Below are 16,883 nucleotides of genomic sequence, written 5' to 3'. Positions count from 1 at the left end.
CATTCAGTTATTTGACAATACGTTTTTTAAAGTAATTTGGACAAAAAATATTCATCATGATACTTCCCATCAAAAAACAATGATTCCCGCTTTATTCCTTCCTTTTCAAAACCCATCTTTCGATATAAGGAAAGCGCAGGGGCGTTGTTTGCAATCACGGACAATTCCAGGTGCCGGATTCCGTTTGTCCGTGCATGCTCCTCCATTTTTTGAAATAGCTTCGTACCAATGCCTTTTCCCCGGTCAGTTTCATTGATGCCGATGACGATTTTGGCTGAATGCCTCGTTCGGCCCATTTGATTGCCCAATAAGATCAGGTAACCATACAGTTCATGGCCGCTAGCAGCAACGAGGAAAACGGAAAGGGGATTTTTTTCGATTTGCTCCATTTGCTTCTCCATTTGTTTCGCTGTCGCTTTTCTTTCCCCAGGGTTGAACAGCATATACCCGGAATCTTCAACATGATTGAACAGAGCAGCCAAGTTATCCGCGTCTTCCCTTGAAGCCTTTCTAATCTCCATTTATCCCCACTCCCCCTTTGGTTACAGTCCATACTGACAGAAGCCATCAAATGTTAAGAGTTTTCTTTCGCCTTTTTCTTTTTCTCAATGGCGTCCCAAGAAAATAGGGCTATCCAAAATAACAGGACCGGGACGATGGCATATTGTCGATAACCATCCAATAACAATAAGATGATGATGACAAGGAATGTCGGTCCGAATAGATAAGTAAATTTCTTTTTCATGCTGCCCCTCCTTTTCATTGCTGTACATATTTTCACATGATGGTTTCATTTTATCATGCCATAATTAAAAAGAGGGACACAACTATATGTGCCCCTCTTTTTGATGTTAACGGCTTACTTCAGCCTTAATCGCTGAAACGAAATCTTCAAAAGCGATCGTTTCGGATTTTTGTTCACCGTACTTACGTACATTCACGCTGCCTTCTTTGGCTTCGTTGTCTCCAACAACCAGCATGTACGGGATTTTTTGCATTTGCGCTTCACGGATTTTGTAACCGATTTTCTCGTCACGTGTATCCAGGTCGACACGAATGCCTTGCGCCTTAAGTTTTTCCTGTACTTCTTTCGCATAATCCAAGTGCACTTCAGGTGAGACCGGGATCACTTGTGCTTGGATAGGTGCAAGCCAAGTCGGGAATGCCCCCTTGTATTCTTCGATCAAGTAAGCGACAAAACGTTCCATTGTGGAAACGACACCGCGGTGGATAACAACCGGACGATGCTGCTTGCCGTCCTCACCGACGTAATTAAGATCAAAACGTTCAGGAAGCAAGAAATCAAGCTGAACAGTGGAAAGCGTTTCATCTTTCCCTAAAGCAGTACGTACCTGAACATCAAGCTTAGGACCGTAGAATGCCGCCTCACCTTCCGCTTCAAAGTAATCCAGACCAAGTTCATCCATGGCGCCTTTTAACATGCTTTGCGCTTTTTCCCACATGTCATCATCATCGAAGTATTTTTCTGTATCCTGCGGATCGCGATATGACAGACGGAATGAATAATCCTTGATATCGAAATCTTTATATACTTCCAGAACCAGGTTCACAACGCGCTTGAACTCTTCTTTGATTTGGTCGGGGCGGACAAAAATGTGTGCATCATTCAATGTCATCCCACGTACACGCTGAAGACCTGAAAGGGCACCTGACATTTCATAGCGGTGCATCAAGCCTAGCTCGGCAATCCGGATTGGCAGTTCCCGGTAGCTGTGGATGCTGTTTTTATAGACCATCATGTGATGCGGGCAGTTCATCGGACGCAGGACAAGCTGTTCGTTTTCCATCTCCATGACAGGGAACATGCCGTCCTGGTAATGATCCCAGTGTCCAGAAGTTTTATAAAGGTCCACGCTACCCATTACAGGTGTGTAGACATGGTCATAACCCAACCGTTCTTCCTTGTCCACGATATACCTTTCGATTGTCCGGCGGATGGTCGCTCCTTTTGGCAACCACATCGGCAGCCCTTGCCCCACTTTCTGTGAGCTCATGAACAAGTTCAATTCTTTACCGATTTTACGATGGTCACGTTCCTTTGCTTCTTCAAGGAAACGCAGGTGTTCGGCCAAATCTTCTTTTTTATAGAAAGCCGTACCGTAAATGCGTTGCAGCATTTTGTTTTTGCTATCGCCTCTCCAGTATGCTCCAGCGATGCTCAATAGCTTGAATTCTTTGATTTTCCCAGTTGATGGAACATGAATTCCACGACAAAGGTCAAAAAATTCACCCTGCTCATAAAGCGTTACCTGCTGATCGGCAGGAATTGCATCGATCAACTCCAATTTATACTCGTCGCCTATTTCTTTAAAACGGGAAATCGCTTCATCACGACTTACTTCGATGCGGGAAATTTCCAAGTTCTCGTTGACGATTTTCTTCATTTCTTTTTCAATCAATGGAAGGTCTTCGGGAGTCAATGATTCCTCCAGATCCATATCATAGTAAAAGCCGCCCTCGATGACTGGACCCACGCCGAATTTAGCGTTTTTGTACAAACGTTTGATCGCTTGTGCCATCAAGTGCGCTGTACTGTGACGCAATACTTCAAGAGCATCCGCTGTGTCCTGTGTGACGATTTCGATTGAACCATCTTGTTCAATCGGCCGTTTCAAATCATATAATTCACCATTGAATTTTCCGGCAATGGATTTTTTCCTTAAACCAGGACTGATGGATGCAGCGATGTCTTCAGTTGTTGTGCCTTTAGCAAACTCCTTAACCGCTCCGTCAGGAAAAGATATTTTCAGTAATTCTGACATTGAGTTTCACTCCTTCTTATTGTTCGAACAAATTACAGGTATTTGATTCCATTACAACACAAAAAAGCCCGTCCCTGTATAAAACAGGGACGAGCTTAGTAATAAATATCATTAACCCGCGGTTCCACCCTCGTTCCAGCTTGCTTTCACGGCAAAATGGCACTTGTAACTTGGTAACGGCAGCTTCCCGTCAGCTCATATTCACAGGATGCCTGCTTTCCGAGCCGAAGTTTAAAGGTGGTAAGTGTTCCATGCGAATAGGAAGCTTACAGCCTGTTGGCTCCCCTCTCTGATAATCGGCGACTAGAATACCCTTGTCCTCATCATAACTTTTAGTTTTTTAATAGTATGTAGGAAATTATAATTTGTTATACGGTGAAAATCAAGGTTAATTTTCTTTTTTCCACGAAAGATCATTCAAATGCATAGAAAATGACGAAAGTGGCAGGATAGTGGCCCGTTCTTCGAAAATCCTTGAAATGGTCTGGATCAGCCCCTCATCCTTGTCATCGGTATAGATACACAAGTTTTCAGGAGCAATCGATAAAAGCGGGGCAAGTATCACCGTATCGAGAAATAGTGAACTTTTGGCAAGAAGCCTCCTGTCGATCATACTATTGATTTTTGGGCGGTCGAGCTTGCTGAACTTCTGATCATAGAAATGAAAACCATCCCGGTTGACCAGGTGAAGCTTTCTTAATTTCGACTCCTGCCCTTGAAGGCAATCACGGAGCGTAGCAATGAAATTTTGATAGTCCTGTTCCAGCTTGTATTCATCAATCGCCTTGACGACATACTTTTCCAACGTGTGCTGAAATGATTTCAAACGGAAGGTCGTAAAAGAATCGAATGAAAAAGATACCTTTCCAGCCAAGATGCTTTGAAGTCCCTCCTCAATCAATCGTTTCTCCGTACTGAATGCTTCATCTTGACTCCTGGTTCTTTCCACCTCGATGATTGATGATGCAATTTCAATGATGGCTTCAATTTCTTCCCGTTCCCTATAAAAAAATTTACCGACTATTATTTGCTCCAGAACAGGAAGCGTCTTTTCTTCCAATAAAAAAGAATGAAATGCATCACGAAGCAGAATTAGCCATTCATCACCTGAAGACTCCGTCATATCCACATACATGCCTTGTTGCGGAAGAAATCGAATATATGCTTGAAATTCTGCCCCCAGTGGATGGACAGAAACGAAATTCAGTAATTTCAATGCCTCTGAATCGTTTTGAAACGAAATTTGCACTACGACATCCCCCCTTCCCCCTTGCTTCTTTTTTCATGTATATGGGGATGGGGACGTGTTTAGAAGTAGGATGAGCCTTGTAAGATGAAAAAAGTGACCTCCATTAAGAGACCACTTTTCTTCATCTTCTCCGATTCATGCCATCAAGCTTGACCGGCTCAGCTAAATATTGAATTCTTTCCAGTACCCTGGCCGCCTTCACTTCTTCCTTCTCACCACGCTGTGAAAAGGTCAGGTGGTTCTCCAGGCCATTCAAGTCAAAATTCGAAGTGAAAAACGTTGGCAGGTTTTCCAGCATCCTGAATTGTAAAATCGGACCAAAAACCTCATCGCGTCCCCAGCTCGTCATGGACTCCGCTCCAATATCATCAAGCATGAGGACAGGTGCCGTTTTCACCATTTCAATTTTTTCATTGACCGTATTATCACCTATCGATCCCTTAAGTTCCCTCAAGTAGTCAGGTACATAGACAATAAGGGAGGAAATTTGCCTTTTTGCAAGTTCATTGGCAATCGCACCTAATAAGTACGTTTTCCCAACGCCGAATTTCCCATAAATATATAAGCCTTTTTGCCTTTTACCTGGCTCATATTCCATAATGAACGACATCGCTTTACTTAAGACAGACAAGCGTTTGTTTTCATTATCCGTTTGGGTAAAGTCTTCAATGCTCGCCTTTAAAATATCCTTCGGTACATACAGGCTGCGGATCAACTTTTCCCGTTTCCGCTTTTCATCCTCTGCCAATTTCCGCGGGCAGACTTCATAATGCAGGTTCAGGGCTTTCCCTTGAACCACCAATTTGGGATAATACCCCTGCATCATATTGATGCAGCCATCCAAGCTCGGACATTTATCACACTTATTGCTTTGTGAAGTGAACTCATAAAGCTTCCCCAAGTTTTTATCAATCATTTCCTTCGTGACCGTCGAGCTGTTGGCATTCATAAATAACCGCACTTGTTCGTTTTCAAAAATCTCCTGCTTCAGCTTTTCATAACGCTGTTGAAATTGATTTGTATTCGCCAATTTATTAAGGGACCTATTAATCTTTTCCATCGTTCATTTCACCTCCTGCTTTCCACTGCTTCCATTTCTCCAGAAGCTCGCGTTTCTGGGCATCCAATTCAGGCTGATCTGCATTCTGCTCCTGCTGTGCTTCTTCTTTTTTCTCAAGCCACTCCGGAACCACTTCTTCACGTATCGCCTTTTTCCGGCCGCCCTTCGCAGCATTCCTGCTTCCTTGAGCCCAGTCCTGATATTTCCTATGTTCATTTTTAGCTAGCTCCATCGCCTCGACCACCGTGGAGACCTTCAGTCGTGCCCAATGGCCTGCCAGCTTTTCGACATAGCCCTTCGTGAACTTCATATCCGTTTTGAGCATGACATATTCAATCAAGACATTGACGACACCCGGATTCAGCTTTTGATTGATCATCACGCCCTCAACGACTTTCAAATCACCGCTTGATGGCTCTGCACCGCCAGACAATTGCATCAGCCGCTCCCTTGGGGAAATCGTCTCCAAATGGCGGATTAACTCTTGTTCCTGTGTTTTCGGTTCCTCTTTTTGCGTCCGTTCACGAATCGGCTGCACCCGATTGACAAGGGAAGGCATATCGGCCTGTCGTTCAATCTGATACCAGTCCCTTGCCGCCTTTCTGAGCACTTCCTCATCGATCTCATCATCCAATGAAACGGCATCCATTACTAGTTTTTGCATTTCAAGCGGATCGATGCCATATAAAAAAGCAAGTTTGGCAATCGTATTTTTTATTTTCGGAGTAAATGCCTTTTTCGGTACGATCGAGGATTTTATCCCGGCAAATAAAAGGTCGAAATCAAATAAGTCATCAAACCCCGATGGCTCGACGCCTTCCTTCCGATCGATGTATTGCTGTTCAGGCATCGGCTGCCATTCATTTTTCGCTTCATCCGTTACATATAAAGAGTCCAAATGATCTGATGAGAATACTTCCGCAAAAGATTTAGTCACACCTTCATATTGATCGGTTAAGATATGGTCATCACAAAAGAATCTCTTTAACCGGTTGAATTGCGCTTTACCGATTTTTTTGTATAAGTAAATATTCAGCATTCCATCCGTGAAAAACTGCTGGGGGGAAAGCGGCGGGTTTAACTCATAGATGAATTCCTTCGTTTCATTTTTCGATTTCTTATATACATTCAACAGACCGATTCCCTCAAGTAAAAGCCGGGCTTCGTAAATATCAGCTAACTTAAGGCCGATGGTATTCATTAATTGATAATGTGAGGAGGTTTCCGACCATAGCCTGTTCTCCTCCAACTCACTCCATAACGTCATATATAGGCTAATGCATATAGGTCCAATAAGAGGTTGATATAGTCGGGTAAGTATTTTCCGATCATAGTCATGAAGCAGCCCCGCAGATGAGACCAAATATGAATCAGCTGGGAGCAATTCTTGCCAATGCTTTGACATCTCCATTCAAACCTTTCAAAAGATGTAGTGAAAAAAGAGCCAAAGTGAATCTTCAGCTCTACTTTCTTTCTTTATTTATCAAATCTTTCAATTCATCGATAAAGACATTGATGTCTTTAAATTGTCGATAGACGGATGCGAACCTTACATAGGCAACCTCATCGACTTCTGCCAGCTTGTCCATCACCATCTCGCCGACATTGTCGCTTTTCACTTCCGATATGCCCTGGTTTCGTAGTTCTTTTTCTACATAACTGGTAATTTGCTCTAGTTCTTTCAAGGGAACCGGGCGTTTTTCGCAAGCCCTGATTAAGCCACGCAGGATTTTATCACGACTGAACTCTTCCCGCGTCCCGCCCTTTTTCACTACAATAAGCGGTGTTTCCTCCACCTTTTCAAATGTCGTGAATCGAAAACCACATGCCTCACATTCACGGCGTCGTCGAATCGATTTACTTTCATCGACTGGCCTGGAATCGAGCACTCTTGTTCCGTTATATTGACATGATGGGCATTTCATCATTATCAGCTCCGTATTTTATGTAGGACTCCCCTATCTAAATGTTCCCCAAGGAATTACTTCTCTATCTTAATCTTATATTAAATGGAACGGCCAGTACAAGTAAAAAGTGTAACTTCCGGCAGCAGGCACTTTTTGTTCTGCCGTTGAAGCACCGTTGTCAAAGTCTTTATGCTGCAAGGGCATCCTCCCCTATAAAGGGAAGCAGACTGCCGATTGATTGCATTAAAAAAGAGATGCACCCATGGCATCTCTGTGTATACGTGTTTTTTATAGGGCACTTATATTGGCTTTTTTCATTTGTACAGGACCTAATCCACGTGGTAATTCTATGTTTTCACGTGTTTGCGCATTCAAAGCTTCTGCAATATAATCTGCCGCAATATTCGGATCCAAGTTACCGCATGTATAGACATCAATGCTCGCATAGCCGTGTTCTGGAAAACTGTGAATCGTTAAGTGTGATTCAGAAATGATGACAACCCCGCTGACTCCTTGTGGAGCAAATTTGTGAAAGGCAACTTCTCGTACCTCTGCACCTGATTTCAAAGCAGCATCAACAAAAATCTTTTCAATTAAATCGATATTGTTCAGTTTTTCAAAGTCACAACCCCAAAGTTCAGAAATGACGTGTCTACCCATAGTTTCCATAGTGTAAGCTGTTTCCATATTAAGCTTCCCCCTTACCATGATTTAAAAATAAGTTCTGATAACTACCACGGGGGAAAGTTAGTCCAAAGAGGTCCTAACCCTTTAAGTAGCCATCATGCAAACCGCTATTGAAGAAGTTCACGATTCATAGTATATATGGTTTGAATTTTTTTTGCAACTCCAAATTGAATTTTTGGAAAGATAAACTTTATATGTAATGGGGATATAGCGAAGGTTCAAATGTGGAGCAAATTCCGTCTTCGGTTTATTCAGCGCCTTAAAGCAGCAAGGAATTAATTGATCACTGTATTAAAAATAGCCCCTAAAAAAATTTAGCAGGCTCTGACTGTAGACAAACTCAATAATTGAGTTTGTCTACAGTATATTAGGCCGTTGATTTCCACTCCTGGCACTCGCTTTCCGCGGGCGGTCCGGGAGCCTCCTCGGCGCCATAGCGCCTGTGGGGTCTCCCTTGGACGCACTTTCCCCGCAGGAGTCTCGTACCTTCCGTTCCAATCAACTTTGTTTTAACAGTAAGATAGAACTCTTTTACCTACAGTCTATTTAAGGAAGAAACCAAGGAGATTAAGGGCAGTTCAACTGATACTGAGAGTAGCTACTATTATGTGAATGATGAACGAACAAAATAAGTTTGCCTATTCGTTTCATACGGCATCATACGCAATGGATTTGTTTTAGGGACGATAGTAACACCCGGAAATACGCATGATAATCATATCTTAGAGCTTCTAGTTGAACTAGTGATGAGAAAGTTGGAAAACCAGGAGCAGATGCAAAAGAAAAGTATGGTATGCGTTAGGTCACCATTCTCTATAACTGCTTCAAATCCGATAAAAAATCAAAAATAGCCCGCTAAAAAATTTTAGCAGGCTCGGTTTTTTCATTTTATTTTACTGATAATTCGACTTCGGACATTTTTTTCAACTCGGAGCCAGCCAATTTTACAAGGTCCACTACACGGTTGGAGTAACCCCACTCATTATCATACCAAGCAAGGACCTTCACTTTCCTGTCCCCGATCATCATCGTCGTCAATCCATCGATGATTGCAGAGTGTGGATTCGTTTTGAAATCACTGGAAACTAAAGGTTCCATCGTGAATTCCATGATTCCTTTGAGTTCATTTTCTGAAGCATCGATGAAGGCTTGGTTCACTTCTTCAATCGTTACGTCACGGTTTAAATCCACAACAAGATCGACTAAAGATACGTTTGGTGTCGGTACGCGTATCGCCATTCCATGAAGCTTGCCTTTTAATTGCGGCAACACTAGTGAGATGGCTTTTGCAGCTCCTGTAGTCGTAGGAATCATGCTTTCCGCAGCGGCACGGGCACGTCTCAAGTCTTTGTGCGGGTTATCGATATTATTTTGATCATTTGTATAAGAATGTATCGTTGTCATTAAACCGTTGTTTATGCCGAATTTTTCATCAAGCACTTTTGCAACAGGTCCAAGGCAGTTCGTTGTACAAGATGCATTGGATATGACGAAATGCTTGTCAATTTCCAGCACCTCCTGATTCACTCCCATTACAATGGTAACGTCTTCATTTTTACCCGGCGCTGATAATATAACTCTTTTTGCCCCTGCGTCTAAATGAAGAGCCGCTTTAGAACGATCATTGAATTTGCCAGTGGCTTCAATTACAATATCTATGTTCATCTCTTTCCAAGGCAATAGCTTTGGATCGCGGTTATTTATTAGTTTTACTCGGCGGCCATTCACTACTAGTGAATCATCTTCAGCTATAATGATACCGTCGAATTTACCATGTATCGTATCATATTTTAGTAAGTGTGCTAAAGTTTCAGCTGGATAGCTTGCATTTATGGCAACAATGTCCAAACTCTCATCTAATATGGCTTTTCGGAAAACCATTCTTCCAATTCTCCCAAATCCGTTAATCGCTATTCTTGAATTCATTGTTCGGACCCTCCAGAAATATTAGTGTTATACTTATTACCCTTCACATGTAATTAGTATAACATAATTCAGAGGAATTGTGCTAATAAAAATGCGGATTGTTCTTATTTTTTCAACATAAAAAGAAGAAACCGGGCGGTTTCTTCTTTTTATCATGATTATATGACATACCATTCGCTTAGTATGGCCTTCACTTGCCGCTTCGTTTCATTAATGTCACCATTATTATCGATGACGGCATCCGCTAAAGCCTTTTTATCGGCCAAGGGCATTTGCGAATTGATCCTGGCAAGTGCCTCCGTCTCCGAAAGACCATTCCTGTTCATTAATCGCTGCAATTGAACTTGCTCATCCACATAAATCAAAAGCGTCTTATCCACCATGAATGTCAGCTTGCTTTCGAATAGGAGCGGAATATCCATGAACACCGTTTCTTCTCCTGATGATAGTGCCGCTTCCGTTTTCACCCGCATCCAATTCCTGACGGCAGGATGCACGATGCCATTCAATAGCAATCTCTTTTCTTGATCATTAAATATGATCGATCCAAGCTTTACGCGATCTATATTCCCATCCGTCAATAAGATATCTTCTCCAAATGCCTTCACAACTTGGTGATAGGCTTCTTCACCTGGCTCAACGACAGCACGGGAAGCCAGATCTGCATCGACAATCGTGAATCCGAGTTCCTGTAAATAGAGGCTGACCGTGCTTTTCCCACTGGCAATGCCTCCGGTGATTCCGATGATTTGTCCCATAAGCTCCCCCTTTTAACCTTATCATAACTTGAATAAACCGATGATAATCAATAGTACACCTGGAAGAAAGGTCAAATGCTGGACAACTTTATTATTTGAAAGCAATTTTCCGCTTTGAATTCCGCTCCAAATGAAAATCGAACTCATAACAGCGATGCACCCTGCGAGGATGATCGGTGAAATCCCGATCATAGCCGCTCCAACTCCAGCCCCGAACGCATCCAGCGAAAGTGCAAACCCGAGAACAAGCGCTTCAACACCTGTAATCGTACCTGATTTATCAAAATCGGCATTCAATGGTTTTTGTAAAATATTAATGACTACCCCAAGTGATTTAATTTCAAAATTAAAAATGATCTTTTCATGATATCTATCATCTTTCAAATCTTTTTCAGGCTTAAAATACTGGTATACCATCCAGGCACCAAGAAAAATGAGGATGATGCCACCCGTTTTTTCAGCCGCCCCGATAGATATGAGCTGACTGATGAATTGTCCGATGACCATCGCTATACCTAAACTCAATGCAGAGCAAAATGAGATGACCGCTATTGACCTTAAGGGGATTTTCATCTTCCGCATACCGAATGTCAAACCTACGCCAAATCCGTCAATACTAACTGCAAAAGCAAGAAAAATAATTTGTAGCCACATCGGAATATTACTCCTTCCCTACTCGTTGCTACCCTAGTATATGGAAGGAGCCCATCCGATGTGTTTGAAAAAACATTACCTATTTAAGCGGCTGGCATAACGGGCAAATATGTGTACCGCGTCCTGCAACAACCAGTTTCTCAAGGGGCGTGCCGCATGTTTTGCAGTTCTCGCCCTTTCGTCCATAAACATTCAATTCCAACTGAAACATGCCGATTTGCCCTTGGGAATTAATGTATGAACGAATCGTACTTCCGCCTTTTTCCACAGCTTCCCCTAAAGTCGCAATGATTTCTCCATGCAACGTCTTGATTTCCTGCAATGAAAGTGAAGAAGCGATTCTCTCTGGATGAATACGGGAGCGGAATAACGACTCATCCACATATATATTCCCAATCCCGACGACAACCGTTTGATCAAGGAGAACGGGCTTGATTTTTCTGTTGGTTCTTGCCAGCTTCCTACTTAGCCCCTCGACAGTAAAATCTTCAGACAAAGGTTCCGGCCCTAAATGCAAAAGGGGAAGCCGATCCAGTTCTTCCCCTTTGGCAAATAGATGCATCGTTCCGAATTTCCGGACATCCCTGTACCGAAGTTCACTGCCATCAGTGAATGTGAAGATCACATGGGTATGCTTATCATACGGCTCTTCTTTTGGATGCACGCCGTATTTCCCTTCCATTCTTAAATGCGAAACCATCGAATAATCATCCAAGGTGAAAATGAGGAACTTGCCCCGACGGCCTATTCCCCTTATCGTCTGTCCCCTTAAAGCATCTTGAAACTGTTCGACAGGTTCAGGCGCTTTAATGATCTTTGGCCAAAAGACGGACACTTCCTTGATCTCTTTTCCGAGTACGAGCTGCTCTAACGTTCTTCTGACTGTTTCCACTTCTGGAAGTTCTGGCATTGCAATCACCTATCTTTTATTATTTGGCATCAAACCATGTTGGCCCGAAAGCATAGTCCACTTTAAGGGGCACGTTCAATTCAATGGCACTTTCCATTTCCTCCGGAACGATCACTTTAAGGATTTCCAGTTCCTCAGGAGGGGTTTCAAAAATCAATTCATCATGCACCTGAAGAAGCATTCTCGTTTTAAGCCCTTCACTTTTCAGGCGCTTATTCATGTTTATCATGGCAAGCTTGATGATATCCGCGGCGCTGCCCTGAATCGGCGTGTTCATTGCTGTCCGTTCGGCAAAGCTCCTTATGTTGAAATTCCTGCTTGTTATCTCAGGTATATAGCGCCTTCTTTGCATCAGAGTCGTGCTATATCCTTTTTGACGGGCCTCATGTATGCTTTCTTCCATATATTCCTGAACACCAGGAAAGCTTCTTAAATACTTCTCGATGAACTCTCCAGCTTCTTTTCTTGTGATGCCAAGACTTTGCGATAGCCCGTAATCACTTATACCATAAACGATTCCGAAGTTGACCGCTTTGGCATGGCGCCTCATGTTCGAAGTGACTTCCTCTGCCGATACATGGAACACATCCATGGCTGTCTTTGTATGGATGTCCATCCCGGCCTGGAATGCTTCCACCAATCCGCTGTCATTGGCGATATGCGCCAGAACGCGCAATTCGATTTGGGAGTAGTCGGCAGCAAAAATGATCCAATCCTTTTCGGAAGGAATGAAGGCCTGCCTGATTTTCCTTCCTTCTTCCAGTCTGATCGGGATATTCTGAAGATTGGGATCTGTTGAGCTTAACCGGCCGGTCTGGGTCAATGCTTGGTTAAACCGGGTGTGCACCTTGTCCGTTTTGCCATTGACCACCTTAAGCAACCCCTCAATATAAGTGGATTGCAACTTACCAAGCTGGCGATACAATAGTATCTCCTTAACGATATCATGCTTGCTCTCCAGTTTTTCCAGCACATCGGCTGACGTCGAATAACCTGTTTTGGTTTTCTTCATGACAGGAAGCTCCAACTTTTCAAACAGGATGGCCCCAAGCTGTTTAGGTGAATTGATATTGAACGCCTCACCAGCCAAATCAAAAATTCGTGCCTCGATGTTTCTTAAGCGAATGGCTAATTCCTGTCCCATGTTTTTCAGTCGGTCTATATCCACCTTGATTCCCTGCCATTCCATATTGGCCAGGATTATCGATAGTGGCAGCTCCAGTTCCGTAAATAGGTGAAATTGCTCGAACTCTTGCAGTTTATCGATCATCGGTTCTTTCAGGGACGAAATCGCCTTCGCTTTTCTGGCGATATGCTCCCTCAATTCCGCTTCCTCAGGTATTTTGCGTTTTGCACCTTTTCCATAAAAAACATCATCCGTTTCAAGGCGGATAGCACCTTGAGTTTTCGTGATTTCAGCCACTTCGTCCACTGACTCTGCCGGATCCAGGATATAGGATGCCAAAAACACATCAAAATCGATGCCTTTTATTTCGACTCCTCGATGGCGAAGTGCCACAACCGTACGCTTCGCATCGAAAACCGTTTTCTTTTTTGTTTCATCCTCTGCCCAGGATTTAAAGGTCCCGGAATTCAGGGCATCATCTCCATGGAAGTAAAAATGACCTTGTTCATTACTGATGGCGATCCCTATTATATCGGCACGATGATAATTATCTTCTAAAATTTCAACATACAAAGCACTTTCATCGGCAAACATTCCTTCTGTCATTTCAGCCGAGTGAACCTCAATCTTCTCCTGTTCAAGCGGCGCACTTTCCGTTACATCCAATTTATCGAGCAAAGTCGAAAAGCCAAGCTCTTTATAGAATGAGATGACTCGATCCTGATCCATGCCAGTATACTCAGTCTCGTTTACGGAAACTTCAAGCGGCGCTTCCCTCGTTATTGTAGCCAACTCTTTGCTTAATAGGGCCAAGTCTTTATGTTCTTCTATTTTCTCTTTCAATTTCTGTCCGCTTACCTCATCAATCGACTGCAAAAGGTTTTCAACTGTTTCAAATTGATGCAATAATTTAAGGGCAGTCTTTTCACCAACTCCCGGAATACCGGGAATATTGTCAGAGGCATCTCCCATCAGCCCTTTTAAATCAATGATTTGCAAAGGGGAAAGACCGTATTTTTCATGTATATGCTTTGGAGTGTATTCCTCAATTTCAGTAATCCCCTTTTTCGTGATGGAAACCGTCGTACTAGGGGAGGATAATTGCGTTAAATCCTTATCACCGGAAATGACCTTCACTTCAAAACCATCTTTTTCCGCTTGCAAAGAAAGCGTACCGATAATATCATCGGCTTCGTAGTTCTCCAATTCATACCTTTTTATTTGAAAACAATCAAGCAGCTCGCGAATGAACGGGAATTGCTCCGATAATTCTGGCGGCGTTTTTTGGCGCCCTCCCTTATATTCTTTAAATGATGCATGTCTGAATGTCGTTTTACCCGCATCGAATGCCACAAGTATGTGCGTTGGCTTTTCTTCTTCAAGAATGCGGTTGAGCATCATGGTGAATCCGTACACGGAATTGGTATGGACCCCCTTATCATTATTCAAGAGCGGAAGCGCAAAAAATGCACGGTATGCTATGCTGTTTCCATCTATTAGTACTAGCTTTTTATCCAAATCCGTCTTCCTCCAGTCATACAGGTTTATGTAGTTATAGCTTCTATATAAAAACGCAAAAAGCCGTTCATTTTCCTTCTCTATTCTACCATGAGTAGAAGCGGAAAGAAAAATGACGGCATCAAGGTTATTTAGTATTTCCCATTAACAAGCTGGCATATGGGGAATCCGAAGGAAGAACGATTACAGTTTGATCTCCGATCGTTTTTTTGTAGGATTCTAGAGTCCGGTATAGTTTATAGAATTCGGGATCTTTGGAAAACGACTTATTATAGATTTTCGCTGCTTCCCCTTCTCCTTCAGCCCTGATCACTTCTGCATCAGCCTCTGCAGTAGAGAGCAATTCTTTCACTTTCCTATCAGTATCCGCAATGATCCGGTTTTTCTTCGCATCACCTTTGGAAAGGTATTCTTGCGCTTTCGATTCCCGCTCTGAAATCATCCTCTTGAAGACAGACGCTTCGTTTTCGGCGGGCAGGTCAGTCCGCTTTATCCGGACATCCGTCAAGCTTATGCCATAACTGTCCTTTTGCAGCAGATCGTTGACTTTTTCGGTTATGCGGTCGTTTAAACTTCCCCTGGATGACTTCTCATCATTGATGATCTCATCATAATTCAGCTGGCCCAGCTCCGAACGAACTGCCGAATAGATGAACTCTTCCATTTTCGTTTCAGCATTCTCAAGTGTCCTTGCATTTGTAATCAATTTCTTCGGATCTTCTATTCTCCAAACGGCATAGTTGTCAATCAGCATCCGCTTTTTATCTTTCGTATTGATTTCCGCTTCTGAAACATCAGAACTCATCTGATACTTCGGCAATGTCACGACACTCTGAATGAATGGCACCTTCGCTTTCAATCCCGGGGTCTTATCGATCCTTACCACCTCACCGAATTGGCGGACGACTTTATATTCTCCCTCTTTGACGATATATACATTGGTGAAGATGATTAGCAGCAGCGCGATGATAATAATCAGGAAAATGCCGAATCTCACATAGCCCCTCCAATGAAAATTACCTTTTTTGAGTTCAGAGAAATCTACTATTTTTCCGCTCATTGTTTAGCGCCCCCTTCCCCTGTCGCTTTTTCTTCCGATCCATTCCCTTTTTTCGTTTCTTCTTCAGGTATAGCGGCTTCATCAGGGGCAGGAGTTTTTTTCGTTTCCTCCTTTTCAAGCGAGCGAAGCGGCAAGTACTTCATTGTGTTTCCATCATCATTCATAATATAAATCTCTGCATTCGGCAATACTTCCTCAAGGGTCTCAATAATAAGGCGGTCCTTCGTAATCCCCTTATTGCCCTTATACTCACTGAGTAATTTTTCAAAGACCGCTACATCCCCGCGGGCAGCTTCCGTACGGGCAGCTTTATCCCCATTAGCCTGAGAAATGAGGGCATCTTTTTCCCCTTCCGCTTCATTCATACGCTTATTTTCATATTTATCCGCTTCGTTGATTTTCGTATTCGCCGTTTCCCGGGCATCCGTTACATTGGTAAATGCTTTCCGCACTTCTTCATTCGGTAACTCCACGTCCTGGAGTTTAACCGCAGATATGGAAATCCCGACATCATATTTCTCCATTAGCTGTGACAATAAATCGCGTACATCCGCTTCGATTTGCGCTTTTCCAGATGTAAGGGCATCATCGATTTTCGTGCTGCCGATAATGCTCCGTAATGCAGCTGAAGTCGTATCATATAAAATTTTTTCCGGGTCATCTGCATTGTATAGATATTTTGGAGGGTCGGTGATTTTCCACTGAACCACTAGGTCGGCAAGGACAATATTTTCATCACCCGTAATCATTTTGGTTTCACTCGGGTAATTCGTCACCTCTCCATCCTCTTCTTTATATCCAAATTTAAGACTGAATGTTTCTTTAGATAATTTCTCGACCGATTGAATGGGCCAAGGCAGTTTAAAGTGAAGTCCTGGTTCCGTTATCGTCTCCTCCACTTTACCAAACGTCATTATGACAGCTTGATCGGATTCATCAACCGTGTACCAGGTCGATATCGCAACTACACCTAAAATTAAAATAAGAAAGACAAGACCTGTGATCGTATATATCCTTTTTAAGCTAACGATATGTATCACCCCTTCTTTGCAGTTATATCTTATTTACGCAAGAAAGGGCCTAAAGTTTCATGAAAATCAAATATTTTCCTAGAAAAATAGGAAAGAGGAATGGTTCCCGGGGAATATAGCCAAAATTAAAAGACAGAGACTATGTCTCTGTCTAAAGTTTTTAAGGGTTTTGTACAATTGGAACGTTGGGCACTCGCTTTCCCGCGGCCGGTCC

The 16,883-nt window shown here is 42.9% G+C and carries 15 protein-coding genes and 1 pseudogene; 1 reads left to right on the top strand and 15 read right to left on the bottom strand.

Going from position 1 to position 16,883, the window contains the following annotated elements; translation table 11 throughout:
- Positions 1 to 26: 26 nt before the first annotated feature.
- The 8 genes from ACWF5P_RS02855 to speD all read right to left on the bottom strand — a co-directional run bounded on the left by ACWF5P_RS02855 (position 27) and on the right by speD (position 7,668).
- Entirely contained in the window at positions 27 to 521 is a 495-nt protein-coding gene (locus tag ACWF5P_RS02855; RefSeq protein WP_452444568.1) for an N-acetyltransferase family protein, read from the bottom strand.
- A gap of 53 nt (positions 522 to 574) precedes the next feature.
- Positions 575 to 745: a hypothetical protein gene (locus tag ACWF5P_RS02850; protein WP_157831018.1), complete on the bottom strand. Its 171-nt coding sequence runs from the start codon at positions 743 to 745 to the stop codon at positions 575 to 577.
- Positions 746 to 851: 106 nt separating this feature from the next.
- Entirely contained in the window at positions 852 to 2,783 is a 1,932-nt protein-coding gene (gene thrS, locus ACWF5P_RS02845; protein WP_101222884.1) for a threonine--tRNA ligase, read from the bottom strand.
- Between the two features lie 388 nt (positions 2,784 to 3,171).
- Positions 3,172 to 4,032, bottom strand: a complete 861-nt coding sequence (ytxC, locus tag ACWF5P_RS02840) for a sporulation protein YtxC (protein WP_101222885.1) — start codon at positions 4,030 to 4,032, stop codon at positions 3,172 to 3,174.
- A gap of 121 nt (positions 4,033 to 4,153) precedes the next feature.
- On the bottom strand, positions 4,154 to 5,092 hold the full coding sequence (gene dnaI, locus ACWF5P_RS02835) for a primosomal protein DnaI (RefSeq protein ID WP_101222887.1): 939 nt from the start codon (positions 5,090 to 5,092) through the stop codon (positions 4,154 to 4,156).
- Positions 5,079 to 6,497 carry a replication initiation and membrane attachment family protein gene (locus ACWF5P_RS02830; protein WP_452444567.1) on the bottom strand — a complete coding sequence of 473 codons (1,419 nt, stop codon included), beginning with the start codon at positions 6,495 to 6,497 and terminating at the stop codon, positions 5,079 to 5,081. Before ACWF5P_RS02830 ends, dnaI begins: the two co-directional genes overlap by 14 nt.
- A gap of 58 nt (positions 6,498 to 6,555) precedes the next feature.
- Positions 6,556 to 7,017, bottom strand: coding sequence for a transcriptional regulator NrdR (nrdR, locus tag ACWF5P_RS02825; protein WP_057911467.1), 462 nt, complete (start codon positions 7,015 to 7,017; stop codon positions 6,556 to 6,558).
- A gap of 270 nt (positions 7,018 to 7,287) precedes the next feature.
- The gene (gene speD, locus ACWF5P_RS02820; RefSeq protein ID WP_034311443.1) at positions 7,288 to 7,668 is read right to left on the bottom strand and encodes an adenosylmethionine decarboxylase; all 381 of its coding nucleotides are present in this window, start codon (positions 7,666 to 7,668) and stop codon (positions 7,288 to 7,290) included.
- A gap of 566 nt (positions 7,669 to 8,234) precedes the next feature.
- Between speD and ACWF5P_RS02815 the strand changes: the two are divergent.
- Positions 8,235 to 8,447: pseudogene (locus ACWF5P_RS02815) on the top strand (IS5/IS1182 family transposase); the annotation flags it as partial.
- Positions 8,448 to 8,574: 127 nt separating this feature from the next.
- Here ACWF5P_RS02815 and ACWF5P_RS02810 read toward each other — a convergent pair.
- From ACWF5P_RS02810 to hflK, 7 genes are all read right to left on the bottom strand, one after another.
- Positions 8,575 to 9,612: a glyceraldehyde-3-phosphate dehydrogenase gene (locus ACWF5P_RS02810; RefSeq protein ID WP_452444566.1), complete on the bottom strand. Its 1,038-nt coding sequence runs from the start codon at positions 9,610 to 9,612 to the stop codon at positions 8,575 to 8,577.
- A 158-nt stretch (positions 9,613 to 9,770) separates the two neighbouring features.
- A complete protein-coding gene (gene coaE / locus ACWF5P_RS02805) occupies positions 9,771 to 10,370 on the bottom strand; it encodes a dephospho-CoA kinase (RefSeq protein WP_452444565.1) in 600 nt (199 codons plus the stop codon).
- Between the two features lie 21 nt (positions 10,371 to 10,391).
- On the bottom strand, positions 10,392 to 11,024 hold the full coding sequence (gene ytaF, locus ACWF5P_RS02800; RefSeq protein WP_034309090.1) for a sporulation membrane protein YtaF: 633 nt from the start codon (positions 11,022 to 11,024) through the stop codon (positions 10,392 to 10,394).
- 79 nt (positions 11,025 to 11,103) lie between these two features.
- Complete coding sequence (mutM, locus tag ACWF5P_RS02795) at positions 11,104 to 11,934, bottom strand: DNA-formamidopyrimidine glycosylase (RefSeq protein WP_230176758.1); 831 nt, start codon at positions 11,932 to 11,934, stop codon at positions 11,104 to 11,106.
- 19 nt (positions 11,935 to 11,953) lie between these two features.
- On the bottom strand, positions 11,954 to 14,578 hold the full coding sequence (polA, locus tag ACWF5P_RS02790; RefSeq protein ID WP_434167527.1) for a DNA polymerase I: 2,625 nt from the start codon (positions 14,576 to 14,578) through the stop codon (positions 11,954 to 11,956).
- A gap of 127 nt (positions 14,579 to 14,705) precedes the next feature.
- Positions 14,706 to 15,638, bottom strand: a complete 933-nt coding sequence (gene hflC / locus ACWF5P_RS02785; RefSeq protein WP_101222900.1) for a protease modulator HflC — start codon at positions 15,636 to 15,638, stop codon at positions 14,706 to 14,708.
- The gene (hflK, locus tag ACWF5P_RS02780; protein ID WP_230176855.1) at positions 15,635 to 16,669 is read right to left on the bottom strand and encodes an FtsH protease activity modulator HflK; all 1,035 of its coding nucleotides are present in this window, start codon (positions 16,667 to 16,669) and stop codon (positions 15,635 to 15,637) included. The genes hflC and hflK overlap by 4 nt, the downstream gene beginning before the upstream one ends.
- Between the last annotated feature and the right edge of the window lie 214 nt (positions 16,670 to 16,883).

This window comes from Peribacillus sp. NPDC055009 (genome assembly GCF_053608705.1).
Note: the sequence above shows the minus strand (reverse complement) of the source record. Positions and strands in the feature narration are given on the sequence as shown.